Source organism: Mesorhizobium sp. URHB0026 (assembly GCF_054059755.1).
The window spans coordinates 3,349,201-3,362,356 of the sequence record NZ_JBSSCN010000001.1; the positions used below are offsets into that span (position 1 = coordinate 3,349,201).

At 60.9% G+C, this 13,156-nt stretch carries 11 protein-coding genes; 8 read left to right on the forward strand and 3 right to left on the reverse strand.

Annotation, left to right across the window (positions count from 1 at the left end; translation table 11 throughout):
* Window positions 1–112 precede the first annotated feature (112 nt).
* The 4 genes from ACVWWD_RS16350 to ACVWWD_RS16365 all read left to right on the forward strand — a co-directional run bounded on the left by ACVWWD_RS16350 (window position 113) and on the right by ACVWWD_RS16365 (window position 4,050).
* Window positions 113–2,101 carry a UDP-N-acetylglucosamine 4,6-dehydratase gene (locus ACVWWD_RS16350; RefSeq protein WP_457103197.1) on the forward strand — a complete coding sequence of 663 codons (1,989 nt, stop codon included), beginning with the start codon at window positions 113–115 and terminating at the stop codon, window positions 2,099–2,101.
* A 41-nt stretch (window positions 2,102–2,142) separates the two neighbouring features.
* Window positions 2,143–2,454, forward strand: coding sequence for a hypothetical protein (locus tag ACVWWD_RS16355; protein ID WP_352732089.1), 312 nt, complete (start codon window positions 2,143–2,145; stop codon window positions 2,452–2,454).
* Between the two features lie 5 nt (window positions 2,455–2,459).
* The gene (locus ACVWWD_RS16360; RefSeq protein WP_352551481.1) at window positions 2,460–3,392 is read left to right on the forward strand and encodes a glycosyltransferase family 2 protein; all 933 of its coding nucleotides are present in this window, start codon (window positions 2,460–2,462) and stop codon (window positions 3,390–3,392) included.
* A gap of 118 nt (window positions 3,393–3,510) precedes the next feature.
* A complete protein-coding gene (locus ACVWWD_RS16365) occupies window positions 3,511–4,050 on the forward strand; it encodes a sugar transferase (RefSeq protein ID WP_352551479.1) in 540 nt (179 codons plus the stop codon).
* A gap of 40 nt (window positions 4,051–4,090) precedes the next feature.
* Here the strand turns inward: ACVWWD_RS16365 and ACVWWD_RS16370 are convergent, their stop codons facing one another.
* Entirely contained in the window at window positions 4,091–5,038 is a 948-nt protein-coding gene (locus ACVWWD_RS16370; RefSeq protein ID WP_352551477.1) for an NAD-dependent epimerase/dehydratase family protein, read from the reverse strand.
* A gap of 17 nt (window positions 5,039–5,055) precedes the next feature.
* Window positions 5,056–6,423, reverse strand: coding sequence for an O-antigen ligase family protein (locus ACVWWD_RS16375; protein WP_352551476.1), 1,368 nt, complete (start codon window positions 6,421–6,423; stop codon window positions 5,056–5,058).
* 469 nt (window positions 6,424–6,892) lie between these two features.
* Between ACVWWD_RS16375 and cysD the strand changes: the two genes are divergently transcribed.
* The 4 genes from cysD to ACVWWD_RS16395 are packed head-to-tail and all read left to right on the forward strand — an operon-like array spanning window position 6,893 to window position 11,871.
* Window positions 6,893–7,798: a sulfate adenylyltransferase subunit CysD gene (gene cysD, locus ACVWWD_RS16380; RefSeq protein ID WP_023771502.1), complete on the forward strand. Its 906-nt coding sequence runs from the start codon at window positions 6,893–6,895 to the stop codon at window positions 7,796–7,798.
* 2 nt (window positions 7,799–7,800) lie between these two features.
* Complete coding sequence (gene cysN, locus ACVWWD_RS16385; RefSeq protein WP_023771503.1) at window positions 7,801–9,738, forward strand: sulfate adenylyltransferase subunit CysN; 1,938 nt, start codon at window positions 7,801–7,803, stop codon at window positions 9,736–9,738.
* A gap of 10 nt (window positions 9,739–9,748) precedes the next feature.
* A complete protein-coding gene (gene cysQ, locus ACVWWD_RS16390) occupies window positions 9,749–10,549 on the forward strand; it encodes a 3'(2'),5'-bisphosphate nucleotidase CysQ (protein ID WP_457103634.1) in 801 nt (266 codons plus the stop codon).
* 59 nt (window positions 10,550–10,608) lie between these two features.
* A complete protein-coding gene (locus tag ACVWWD_RS16395) occupies window positions 10,609–11,871 on the forward strand; it encodes an O-antigen ligase family protein (protein ID WP_352551474.1) in 1,263 nt (420 codons plus the stop codon).
* Window positions 11,872–11,952: 81 nt separating this feature from the next.
* On the opposite strand, the gene ACVWWD_RS16400 is transcribed toward ACVWWD_RS16395, so the two are convergent.
* Complete coding sequence (locus ACVWWD_RS16400; protein ID WP_023784603.1) at window positions 11,953–13,095, reverse strand: DegT/DnrJ/EryC1/StrS family aminotransferase; 1,143 nt, start codon at window positions 13,093–13,095, stop codon at window positions 11,953–11,955.
* Between the last annotated feature and the right edge of the window lie 61 nt (window positions 13,096–13,156).

The following is a 13,156-nucleotide window of genomic DNA, read 5'->3' on the forward strand; positions in this document are numbered from 1 at the left end:
CAGCGCGGCGGGGGCCGGAAATGGTGATTTGACGGAGCGGTCGGCCACGAGTGATCTCGTGTTCGTACTTTGCCTTTGCCATCTTCGACAGCCTGGAGTTAAGTACTGCCTAATGAATACTTCCCAGGAAGCTGTGTTCGGGCTCAGGCCACAGATTCGGCGCGCCTTCATCATGGTCCAGGACGTGGTCATGGTCCTGGTCGCCGTTGCGCTCAGCCTCGTCCTGTCGCGGTCGGATCTTTCGTTCGGGGCGTTCTCCAGGCAGGGCCTTGTCACCTGGGCCGGCATCGTGGTCATCAGCCATCTGCTGTTCAGATATTGCGGCCTCTACACCACGGTCTGGCGCTTCGCCTCGACGCCTGATTTCTTCAACATTCTGAAGAGCTGCGCGATCCTGACGTTCGTGCTCTACGCCGTTTCGCTGGTCGTACGGTCCTTTCAGCCTGTCGCGGGGCTCAACGAGCGCCAGTTCATCGTCTTCCTGCTCGTCTCCTTCACCATCATCTCGGCGCCCCGGCTGTTCTACCGCTTCCTGCGTGACGGGGCGAGCTGGGGTGTTCTCAGCGGAAAGGCCGACACGGCGCGCACCAAGCAGGCCCTGTTCGTCGGCCGGCTCGGCGAGGCCGACCTGATCATTCGGTTCACGCGCACGGCGCAACCCGCCGACCATACCATCGCCGGCATCATGGCTACCGAGCATGGCGCACCGCTGGGCACGCGCATTCAAGGAGTTCCGGTGGTGGCGACCCGGCCGCGTCTGACCGATGTCCTGGAAGACTATGCGACCGGCACCAAGAGCCTCGATCTCCTGATCTTCGGCAGCGGCGCCGAGCATGAGATCGAGGAATATTCGGAGCTGGTCCGCGTCGCGCGTCACGGCGACATTGCGGTCGTGCAGTTCGCTGGCCTTTCGCAGCTGGGCCAGGAAGGAAAGCTCGTTCTCGATGCCGTCGAGATGGAAACCATCCTGCGCCGCCCGACTGTGCCGTCCGACATCGAGCGCATCGGCGCCTTCGTCGGTGGCAAGCGCGTCCTTGTCACGGGAGGCGCCGGCTCCATCGGGCGAACGCTGGTCAAACGGTCGCTGGAGCTTGGAGCCGAGGCCGTGCTGGTCGCCGACAATTCCGAATTCGGCATCTTCCAGTTGAGCCAGTATGTCGACGAGAAGCACCATGAGCGCCTCAAGGTCCGCATCGTCGATGTCGCGGACCGGCGCCAGATGACGCGCGTCGTCACCGAGTTCAAGCCCGACATAATATACCATGCCGCGGCGCTGAAGCACGTTCCGCTGCTGGAGGAGAACTGGGAATCGGCCATCCAGACCAATGTCTTCGGCACGCTTGTCTGCGCCGAGGTCGCCGCCAAATGCGGGGTGGCGCAATTCGTAATGGTCTCGAGCGACAAGGCCGTCGATCCGACCTCCGTGCTCGGCATGACCAAGCGGGCCGCCGAACAGATCGTCAGCGCCTTGCACGGCACGCCGGCCGGGGAACCGGGCCGCCGCCGCGCCGCCACCAAGTTCATCGCGGTGCGCTTCGGCAACGTCTTCGGCAGCAATGGCTCGGTGGCGACCATATTCCAGGCGCAGATCGAGGCCGGCGGGCCGGTGACCATAACCGACCGGCGCATGACGCGCTATTTCATGACTGTCGCCGAAGCCGTCGATCTCGTCATCATGTCGGCGGCCGATGCCGCCTCGCGGCCGGCCGGCCAGGACTACGCCGTCTACATGCTCGACATGGGCAAGCCCGTGCCGATCGTCGAAGTGGCCGAAACGATGATCCGCATGGCGGGAAAAATCCCCTATACGGACATTCCAATCCGCTTCACAGGCATCCGCCCGGGCGAAAAGCTCCACGAGACCCTGCACGGCGAAGACGAGGAACTGGTGGAACTCAGCATTGCCAAGATATTCGGGCTGAGCACCGATGTCGCGCAGTGGGCGGATGTCCAGGCAGCACTTGCGGCGCTGCAGCAATCCATGAAGGCAGAAGACAAGGCAGCCTCGCTCACCATCCTGGCCGATCTCGACCGCGCGACGAAGACAAGGGCGAACGCGCGGCAGGGCGCGGTCCCGAAAACGGCCGGGCAGGCGAGCTAAAGCAATTCCAGGAAAAGTGCGCAGCGGTTTTCCGTCCGGAATTGCGTGAAGGCAAAGTTGAGCAATTCCAGGAAAAGTGCGCAGCGGTTTTCCGTCCGGAATTGCGTGAAGGCAAAGTTGAGCAATTCCAGGAAAAGTGCGCAGCGGTTTTCCGTCCGGAATTGCGTGAAGGCAAAGTTGAGCAATTCCAGGAAAAGTGCACAGCGGTTTTCCGTCCGGAATTGCGTGAAGGCAAAGATGAGCAATTCCAGGAAAAGTGCACAGCGGTTTTCCGTCCGGAATTGCGTGAAGGCAAAGATGAGCAATTCCAGGAAAAGTGCACAGCGGTTTTCCTCGCGCGGCAAGGCGTTTGACATCAGTGGGTAAGACAGATCTGCGCATTGCGGTCCTGATGGGCACGAAGGATGGCGCCGCCTTTGTCGACGAGCAGATCCAGTCGCTGCTCGCGCAGTCCCATCTCCTGATCGACCTTTGGATATCCGACGACGGCTCCGCCGATGGCACGGTTGCCGTCATAGAAGCCTGGAAGCCCCGCTGGACAAAAGGTCGGATAACTTTGCTGGAAGGGCCGCGGCAAGGCTTTGCCGCCAATTTCCGGTCGATGATCCTGGACTCGGGCATCGACGCGGATTGTTACGCCTTCTGCGATCAGGACGATGTCTGGGAGCCCGACAGGCTTGAAAGCGCCCTTGGCTGGATGCAGGCATTTGATGCGGGGATCCCGCTGATGTGCTGCTCGCGAACCGCGACCATGACCGAAACTGGACGCCTGGTCGGCCATTCGCCGCTGTTTAGCCGTCCGCCGTCGTTCCGCAATGCGCTGGTGCAGAGTATCGCCGGCGGCAATACCATGCTGCTCAACCGCGCGGCGCGCGATCTGTTGGCCAAGGCCTCCGCGCGCACCGGTTTCGTCAGCCACGATTGGTGGGCCTATTTGATCGTCACCGGTGCCGGCGGGGTCGTCCGCTACGATCCGCGGCCATTGGTACGCTACCGCCAGCATGCGGCAAATCTGGTCGGCGCCAATGCATCGTGGCAGGCGCGGATCTCGCGGCTGGGCCGCCTCTTCAAGGGTCAGTTCGCGGACTGGACCGATCTCAATCTTGCCGGCCTTGCCGTCAATCGCGATCTCCTTACGAAGGATGCGGTGGCGTGCCTCGACCTGTTCGCGAACGGTCGGCGAGGTTCCCTTTTCCAACGCCTGGGCGCCCTGCGCAAAAGCGGCGTCTATCGACAGACTTTTGCCGGCACCCTTGGGCTCTATCTCGCCTTTGTCCTGGGTCGTATCTGAAAATGGCGAACCGCGCGGCGCGCTTGGTTGGGAAGGCGACCTCATGCTACGCCGGCCGGATTGACGGGCCTCGCTCGCGGTTATCGCGTAGAGCCTGGCAGGGAGTCCTATCGGCCACATGAAGACAGCCAAGAAGATCTTCGATCTCGCCGGTGCGGCTGTGCTGCTGGTGGCAACCTCTCCCATTCTATTGCTGGCCATTGTTGCCGTCCGGGTATCCTCGCCCGGTCCGGTGATTTTTTCACAAACGCGGATTGGCCGCGAAGGTGTGCTTTTTCGCTGCCACAAGTTGCGGACGATGTACCAGGGAACGCCATCCTTGCCCTCGCATGAGACCCCGGTGAGCGCCGTGACATCGGTTGGAAGGGGCTTGCGGAAATTCAAGCTCGACGAGTTGCCGCAGCTGTGGAATGTCCTGCGTGGCGAAATGAGCCTGGTCGGGCCGCGTCCTTGCCTGCCGAGCCAGACGGAATTGATCGAATGCCGCAGGCAGCTGGGCGTTTTGAAGGCTTTGCCCGGGATGACAGGCTTGGCCCAGATCCGGGGCATTGACATGTCGAACCCGCAACTTCTGGCCGAAACCGATGCCACCTATCTCAGGACCGCGTCGTTCTGGCTCGACCTTCGGATCCTGTTTGGAACACTTTATCGCGGCTGAGCAGCCCCGCTCCAGAAGCGGAAACTGTCTTTGGCAGGGATCAAACAGGGCGTCGGGGGTCTCGGAGCCGCGCTATCTCGGTCAGCCGCTCCAGCGTGCTGGTTTCCGGCGCCCAGCCTTCCGAGGCAAGCAGCGAAGGGTCGCATATTTGCGTCGCCGTTAGGCTGTCCCAGAACATCCGCTTGCCAAGCAGTGTGGCGACCGTCCGCATTGGGCCAGCCGGCACGGTCATCAGGCGCGTTGGCCTCCCCAAGCCACGGCGAAAGGCACCGATGACGGCAGCGACGGACACCGGCGGCTCGTCGCTGGCGAGATAGATCGGACGAAGTGGCTGGGAATGGCAAAGCAGATGCCACACCGCCCGTGCGGCGGATTGCGATGACAGCAGCGAACGGTTCGCCGTCAATGCGCCTGTCGGCATCGGCAGAGCCGTATCGGCGAGCCGCATCAGCGTCGCCAGGTTTCCTTTCATGCCGATCCCGTAGACTGGCGGCAGCCGCAATATGGCCGCGTCGGCACGGCCATGCGAGGCATAGGCGCCCAACACGGCAATTTCTGCTTCGCGTTTCGAGCGCCCGTAGGCGTCTTGTGGGTCGGGGATCGTGTTTTCGTCGATCGTTGCGCTGGCACGCGCGCCGATCACGGCCCGGATCGAGGAAAGATGGATGAACCGTCCGCTTGCCTGCGTGGCGGCGGCATGCGCCAGACGTGCGCTCAATTGCGCATTGGCTGCCCGAAAATCGGCTTCGGCGGCATTGCCCTGATCATTGTTCAGACCCGCGCAATGGACGACATCCGTAACATCCCTGGTCAGCGCCAGGAAAGCCTCGGCATGTGCATCGTACCCCGGCATCCGCATCGTGTCAGGCCCCGTATCAAGTCTCTCCGGCTGGCGGGAGGCAAGGCGAAGTTCGACACCGGCCTCACGAAGCAGATGGACCACCTGGCGGCCAATGAAACCCGTCGCGCCCGTAACCAGGATTTTCATTGTCTTGCCCGGACCGGCTATCGGGCGGCCGGCGGAGGTGCCAGGTCTGATGGAGTGGCTTCCGTCACCAGTGGAGCGGCTTGGCTTTTCGGTAGTGACATCGCCTGGGCTCCCACCACTGGCGGAAGGGCCTGCCTTTCCACCAACGCGGCCTGGCGCCCACAAGCAAGATATGTTCCCGACACCAGGAAGACCAAAAAGACCGAGTCCAGAATGTCATGGCCGATCAGGATGCCTGTCATGCCGGCAGACAAATAGGTGATCACGACCGCGACGATCATGGTGGCGCCGAACCGTTCGATCGGATCGTTGCTGTCGCGAAGGACCAGGGCTGCATTTCTGGCGGCAGCCACAAAGATCGCCGCCAGCGTCACCGCACCCAGGATTCCCGCTTGCACCAAGGCGGTCAGGAAGCCGTTGTGGAAGTGACTGAAACCTGCATCCATCCCGAACTGATCCTGAAAGCCCTGCTTGATCAAGAGCCTGGTGGCACCCACCCCATGTCCAAACAATGGCATCTCATGAAACGCCTTCAGGCCAATATCCCAAAGCGCGACACGTAGTCCCAAAGCAGTCGTGTGGTCACCATGGGCCGCCAGCGCATCCCAGTCGGAGTGCAGAAATGCGACACGCCCCGCTATCGTCTGGAACCCGAAAAACGCGATCGCGACCGCAATCGCGGCCAGCAGCAAAAGCACGCGAACGGCATCTCTCCCTCTTAGCTTCTGCTGGTTGATCAACAGAACGGCGACGCCGGCAATCAGCAATGCCAGCCAGACGATGCGCGTACCGGAGTAGATAACGGCGATCGTTCCGCCGAGTGCGGCGCAGGCGAGGGCGATCCTGTATTTCTCTATACCGGATAGGGCAGCGGCCACGCAGATCACCACGGCAAGGCAGAGGACCTCAGCAAAAACGATCGCATTCCCCGCCCCCCCCTCGGCGCGCATACCAAGTCGATATTGCTGATAGACCGCCAGCAGCAACGCTCCGAAACAAGCCGCCATGCTGGCCAACACAATGATGCGGACGAGCGTTGTTTTTTGCGTAGTGCTCCAGGTCGAATAAGAGATGGGAAAAAACAGAAAGGTGATCAGCGGGACAAGATGCCGTGCGTCCTTGACGATCGCGTGGTTGACGATGGACGCCAGGACATTGCTCGCGCAATAGGCGTAGATCGCGATCGTCAGCGCCATCATCGCGCGGTCGACATTGAAGTGCCTTCTCTTCAAGGCGATCAACAGGACGGACCATAGTCCGCCGCCATTGAACACGAAGCTGACCGCCGATCCGAGGATCGGTGGACAAAAGAAGCAGAGAATGGAGAAATAGACATTGATCCGCGAAGGCGTGATTTGCTGCCTTATGAATGAAAGCCGGTTCAATTTTCGGACCCGCTATTCTCGAGAAACTTTATGCGGCACATTTAGTCAAACCGAATGCGCTCGCCTCGAAACCGCCCATGCTTCATCATGCACTTGCCCGCTCTCACAAAGCGTATAGCGGCTGGGCCGCTGTTTCGATAGTGCGCCCTGATCGATTGCCGCTTAAACGCGCGGTCGGCACCGGTTGACCCTGCAGCATCCCAGGCGCTCTCTCGGGCAATATTTTTCCAGCCCTTTCCCGGCTGGAGGCTTTCCGAGCAGAAATTTCCGGGTGTTGGCGCAAGCGTGGAAAATTCATTCCCGAACGAATGGCTGACCGGCTCGTCTTGCATTGTTCTGGGCCGCGACGATCTGCTAGAACGCCCGCACGAAACACTTGTCCAGAAGCGAAGCTTTGAACCGGGCGCAAAAGGCTCGAGATTTGACGCAGGATCTTCTGTTGCAAGGCATGAGAGAACGCCCACGGACCATGATACCAGCTCTTACGCATCTGCAGCGGCTTGAAGCCGAGTCCATCCACATATTCCGCGAGGTCGCGGCAGCCTTCACCAAGCCGGTCATGCTCTATTCCGTCGGCAAGGATTCGTCGGTGCTGATGCATCTGGCGATGAAGGCGTTCTATCCGGCCAAGCCGCCATTCCCGTTTCTTCACGTCGACACCACCTGGAAATTTCGCGAGATGATCGCATTTCGCGATCAGATGGCGCAGAAGCTGGGTTTCGACCTTCTGGTTCATGTCAACGAAGACGGGGTACGCGACAACATCAATCCGTTCGATCACGGCTCGAACACCCACACCCATGTGATGAAGACCGTGGCGCTGCGCCAGGCGCTCGACAAATACGGCTTCGACGCTGCCTTTGGTGGCGCCCGTCGCGACGAGGAAAAGTCGCGCGCCAAGGAGCGCATCTTCTCTTTCCGCAATGCCCAGCATGTGTGGGATCCGAAGAACCAGCGGCCTGAAATGTGGAAGATCTTCAACACACGTATCGCGCAGGGTGAATCGATACGAGTCTTCCCGTTGTCGAACTGGACCGAGCTCGACATCTGGCAGTACATTCTGCAGGAAAACATCCCGATCGTGCCGCTCTATTTCGCCAAGCGGCGCCCGGTTGTCGAACGCGATGGCATGCTGATTCTCAAGGACGATGATCGCATGAAGCTACTGCCCGGCGAGGTCGTGCAGGACAGGTTGGTGCGATTCCGTACGCTCGGCTGCTATCCGCTGACCGGCGCCATCGAATCCGACGCCGACACACTCGAAGCCATCGTTGGCGAGATGCTGACGGCACGCACCTCCGAACGGCAGGGTCGGTTGATCGACCGCGATGAAGCCGGTTCGATGGAAAAGAAGAAGCGCGAGGGGTATTTCTGACCATGCGCCACATCATGGCAAAGAGCCTGGCTCCAACCGACGGCGTTCGCGATTATCTGGCCGCGCAGGAGAAGAAGTCGCTGCTGCGCTTCCTGACCTGCGGTTCGGTGGATGATGGCAAGTCGACGTTGATCGGACGCCTGCTCTCCGACACCAAGCAGATTTTCGAGGACCAGCTCGCCGCGCTCGAACGCGATTCGCGCAAGCACGGCACGACGGGCGACGACGTCGACTTCGCGCTGTTGGTCGACGGCCTCGAGGCGGAGCGCGAGCAAGGCATCACCATCGACGTCGCCTACCGCTTCTTTGCCACGCCCAAGCGCAAGTTCATCGTCGCCGACACGCCCGGCCACGAGCAATATACCCGCAACATGGCGACAGGTGCTTCGACGGCCGACCTGGCGATCGTGCTGATCGATGCCCGGCAGGGGGTGTTGCGCCAGACGCGGCGCCATTCGATCATCGCCTCGCTGCTCGGCATCCGCCACATCGTGCTGGCGGTCAACAAGATCGATCTCGTCGGTTTTGACCAGGCGGTCTTCAACAGGATCGTCGAGGACTACCGGCAGTTCTCACGCGACCTCGGCTTCCAGACCATCGCGCCGATTCCGATGTCAGCCCGCTACGGCGACAATGTCAGCGGCCGCTCCGAAAACACGCATTGGTATTCCGGCCCGACATTGATCGAGCATCTCGAAACCGTCGCCGTCGAGGAAGCCACGGCCGAGCTGCCATTCCGCTTTCCGGTTCAGTACGTTAATCGCCCCAATCTCGATTTTCGCGGTTTTGCCGGCACCATTGCGTCCGGTATTATTGCGCAAGGCGACGAGGTCGTGGTCGCCAAATCGGGCAAGTCCTCGCATGTCAAACGCATCGTCGCCCATGGCGGCGATCTCGAACAGGCGGTGGCCGGCCAGGCCATAACGCTCGTTCTCGACGACGAGGTCGAGGTTTCCAGGGGCAACATGCTGGTTTCCCCGTCCGCACGGCCGCAGGTCGCCGACCAGTTCGCCGCCAACATCGTCTGGTTCGACGAGCATGCGCTGCTGCCGGGCCGTTCCTATATCCTGCGCACCGAGACCGATCAGACCAGCGCCACCGTCACCGACCTGAAGTACCGCATCAATGTCAACGACTTTGCCCATGAGGCGGCCAAGTCGCTTGAAATGAACGAGGTCGGTATCTGTAACATTTCGACCCGGGCGCCGATCGCCTTCGATCCGTTTGGCGAGAACCGGACCACTGGCGCCTTTATTCTGATCGATCGCATCAGTAACGCCACGGTTGGCGCAGGCATGATCGTACACTCGCTGCGCCGCGCCGAAAACATCCATTGGCAATCGCTCGACGTCGGCAAGCGCGTGCGTGCCGACATGAAGAACCAGCGGCCCGCCGTGTTCTGGTTCACGGGGCTTTCGGGCTCCGGCAAGTCGACCATCGCCAACCTGTTCGAGAAGAAGCTTTTCGCCACCGGGCGTCATACCTACATTCTCGATGGCGACAATGTCCGCCACGGTCTCAACCGGGATCTCGGATTCACCGATGCCGATCGCGTCGAGAACATTCGCCGCGTCGCCGAAGTGGCCAAGCTGATGGCCGACGCCGGGCTGATCGTCATTGTCTCCTTCATTTCCCCGTTCAGTGCCGAGCGGCGGATGGCCAGGGAATTGATGGCCGATGGCGAGTTCATCGAGGTGTTTGTCGATACGCCTTTCGAGGAATGCGCAAGGCGCGATCCGAAGGGCCTCTATGCCCGCGCGCTGAATGGCGAGATCAAGAATTTCACCGGTGTCGATTCGCCGTACGAAGCACCGGAGAAACCGGAGATCCATCTGAAGACGCTCGGCAGATCGGCTGAAGAGATGGTAGATGCCTTGGAACACTGGCTGAACGAGCGTGACATTGCCGAAGACCAATATGACAATGGCGGCGGCATCTGACGACACGTCGATGCTTGAAATCTTCGAGCGGCTAGCGCTGGCGGCCGGGCGCGAGGTGATGCGCGTATTCCACGCTGGCTGCGCGGTCGACCGCAAGTCGGACGCCTCGCCGGTGACCGAGGCGGACCGCGAGAGCGAGAAGATCATTCTTGCAGGCCTGCGCGCCGCATTCCCGGATATTCCGTGCGTGGCCGAGGAGGAAGCGGCGGCCGGCATCATGCCGGGCGAACTTGGCGAGACCTTCTTCCTCGTTGATCCGCTTGATGGCACCAAGGAATTCGTCAACCGGCGCACCGACTTTACCGTCAACATCGCGCTTGTCCGCCATGGCGTGCCGGAAGTCGGCGTGGTCTTCGCGCCCTGCAGCGGCCGGTTTTTTTCCGGCCGGCCGGGCAGGGCGGAAGCACTCGAAGTCGATGACGACTACCGGATCGTTTCCCGCCGGCTGATTTCGGTGAGAACGGCCGCGACGCCGCTGGCCGTGGTTGCCAGCCGCTCGCACAACACGCCGGAAACCGAAGCCTATATTCGCGAGCTTGGTGCCGCCGAGATCGTCTCGGTAGGTTCGTCACTGAAATTCTGCCTCCTCGCCAATGCCGAGGCGGATGTTTATCCGCGCTTTGGTCGCACCATGGAATGGGACACCGCGGCGGGTGACGCGGTGCTACGTGCCGCCGGCGGCACGACGCGGACGCTGGACGGCAAGCCCTTGACCTATGGCAAGCGCAACCAGGCCGATGACGCGGATTTCGCCAACCCCCATTTCATCGCCAGCGGCAAGGCTGCAACCCGAGGACGCATCGATTGTTGAGGTGAAAAATCCTCGTCGATGGCTTATCCTTTACCGACGTCCCCTGAGTCGGTAAGTGAATGTCGTTGTTTCAGAAATGCCATGCCGTCATTTTGGGCGGTTTTCCCGCATGGACCAGCAATCGTGATGAAATAGTCTTCAGGATGTTGCTGGGCCTCTACGCCCTCTCTCCCGCCCTTTTCGCCTTCGTCGAAATGTCTCCAACGGTCTTGGCGCTTGTGGGGGCACTCATGGGCGCTCTCGCCCTTTTGACGAAGCGTGCGCGTTTTGGCAGAGGCACGACAGGCCTCGCAATTGCTCTCGCTCTCTTGTCAGGCTTTGTCCTTTCGAGCGCCCTGTGGTCGGTCGATGTGAGCCGCTCTCTCGTGGCGGCGAGGGACGTGTTTGGCTACTCGATCGCCGCTGTCATGCTGTCTCAGGGCATCCTCGCGCTTGCGAGCGCTCAACGCGAGCGGCTCGCGCGGGTGTCATTGGCCGGCATGTTGATCGGCGTCGTATCGGTGATGGGCTGGGAACTGTATTTCGCGTTTTTGACCGAAGATCCACGCTTTGTGGAGAACGTTTTCACCCTCCACAAGATCACGGTTTACGGGGTTTTTTTTGCCGTCATATTTCTCGCCCAGCCGAGGCTGGTCTGGAAAGGGCTTGCGGCTCTCTTCGCCGTGCTGACATTGCTCCACGGCCAATCGACCGGCGTCAATCTGGCGATTGTCTTCGTGGCGGTGATGTTTGTCATGCCCGCGAAATACCGCCAACACGTTTTGGTTGGATTTTTCGCCGTCTATTTGTCTCTTGCCCTGATCGCCCCCTTCGTCGTCGCGCCGCTGTTCGCCTACCTCAAAACAACGAGTTGGCTGGTTTTTTATCCAGGAACCTTCGCAGCGCGGCTTGATCTATGGCAGATGATTTCGCCCCACATCGCGGAGCAGCCGATCCTCGGCCATGGCGCCAATACGATGAGAAACGCGGCCGGAGTTGTCGTGAGTCCCACATATTATGCGCAGGCGGATCTCCCAAGCGCACATAATATCGTATTCGATTTGTGGTACGAACTGGGAGCGCTGGGCATCATCGTGTATGGGGTGCTCCTGGCGGCGATCATAAGAATGATCGGCGGTTTGAGCGGCCCCAGCCATTTCATAGCCAGCTGCTACCTGATGATAGCTGTCGTCGAACTCTCGGTAGACCATCGGATCTGGTTGTCATGGGTGTTGGGCACTTTGGTCTTCGCGGCGGGCATCTGCATAGTGCAGTGCCGTTCCGTGACCCGATCGGAAATGAAGGACCGGATCACAAGACACGCGGCGGCCTTCTCAAGCTAGTCTAACGGGCGAAGCGAACCGCCTGCGGCCGTCGGCGCCCTATGCCAAGGAGGTGTTGGTCAGCTATCCCGTGCCCGACGCCTATTCGGCCGCGGCCTGCGCCGAGTTCGAGCCGATATAATTGCGGATCGTTTCGATGATCCGGTCCTGGTCGGCCTCGCCGAGATAGGGGTGCATCGGCAGGCACAGGATGCGTTTCGGCAGGTCCTCCGAAACGGCAAGACCAGTCGGCGTGCGCGGGTAGTCGCGATAGGCGATCTGCTCATGCAGCGGCTTGACGTAGTAGATGACGGACGGAATGCCCTTTTCGCTCAAATGCGCTTTAAGCCCGTCGCGTTTCGGCGTCTCGATCGCGTATTGCGCCCAGGCCGAGCGGCTGCCATCCAGGTTGCGGGCTGCGGTGACGATGTCGCCGAGACCTTCAGCGTAGCGTTGGGCCACCACCTGCCGCGCCACCATCTCTTCCTCGAGGATGGCGAGCTTCTCGAGCAGGATCGCCGCCTGCAGCGTATCGAGCCGTGAATTGATGCCGACGCGGATGTTGTCGTACTGCGTCTCGCCCTTGCCGTGGAAGGCGAACGATCTGAGCGCGTCGGCCAGAGCGTCATCATTGGTGAACATCGCGCCGCCGTCGCCATAGCAGCCGAGCGGCTTGGCCGGATAGAAGCTGGTCGAGCCGACATGGCCGAACGCGCCGCACATCCTGCCTTCCAGCGAGCCACCCATGGACTGGGCTGCGTCCTCGATCACCAATAAGTCTTCGCGATTGGCAATAGTCATGAGCGCCTCATAGTCGGCGGCAAGACCGAACAGGTCGACAGGGATGATCGCCTTCGGCTTCAATCGACCTTCCTTCTTGATGGCCGCGATCGCCGCCTCGAGGCTGGCTATGTCGATGTTGTAGGTTGTCGGATCGACATCGACGAAAACCGGCTCGGCCTTGGCCAGCGCCACCACTTCCGCCGTGGCGGCGAAGGTGAAGCTCGGCACGAACACCGCGTCACCCGGGCCGATGCCAGCGGCGAACAGCGGCAAAAGCAGTGCGTCGGTGCCGTTGGCGCAGGCAATCACGTGCTTTACCCCGACATAGGCGGCGAGCTTCTTCTCGAATTCAGCGACCTGGGGACCAAGGATGTAGCGGCCATCCTCGACCACGTGATCGATCGCGGCTTTCAGCCGGTCGCGGATTCGTTCGCGCTGCGCGCCAAGATCGATAAATTGCATGTCGGCCTCAATACCTGCCAATAACCGGCCCGCTGGTACCAGACTTGGCGCGGCTGAAAAA

Excerpts from the sequence above, each read along its gene's own strand:
- ACVWWD_RS16350 (WP_457103197.1), top strand. The coding sequence starts at position 113 with ATGAATACTTCCCAGGAAGCTGTGTTCGGGCTCAGGCCACAGATTCGG.
- ACVWWD_RS16365 (WP_352551479.1), top strand. The coding sequence starts at position 3,511 with ATGAAGACAGCCAAGAAGATCTTCGATCTCGCCGGTGCGGCTGTGCTG.
- ACVWWD_RS16370 (WP_352551477.1), bottom strand. The coding sequence starts at position 5,038 with ATGAAAATCCTGGTTACGGGCGCGACGGGTTTCATTGGCCGCCAGGTG.
- cysD (WP_023771502.1), top strand. The coding sequence starts at position 6,893 with ATGATACCAGCTCTTACGCATCTGCAGCGGCTTGAAGCCGAGTCCATC.
- cysN (WP_023771503.1), top strand. The coding sequence starts at position 7,801 with ATGCGCCACATCATGGCAAAGAGCCTGGCTCCAACCGACGGCGTTCGC.
- cysQ (WP_457103634.1), top strand. The coding sequence starts at position 9,749 with ATGCTTGAAATCTTCGAGCGGCTAGCGCTGGCGGCCGGGCGCGAGGTG.
- ACVWWD_RS16395 (WP_352551474.1), top strand. The coding sequence starts at position 10,609 with ATGTCGTTGTTTCAGAAATGCCATGCCGTCATTTTGGGCGGTTTTCCC.
- ACVWWD_RS16400 (WP_023784603.1), bottom strand. The coding sequence starts at position 13,095 with ATGCAATTTATCGATCTTGGCGCGCAGCGCGAACGAATCCGCGACCGG.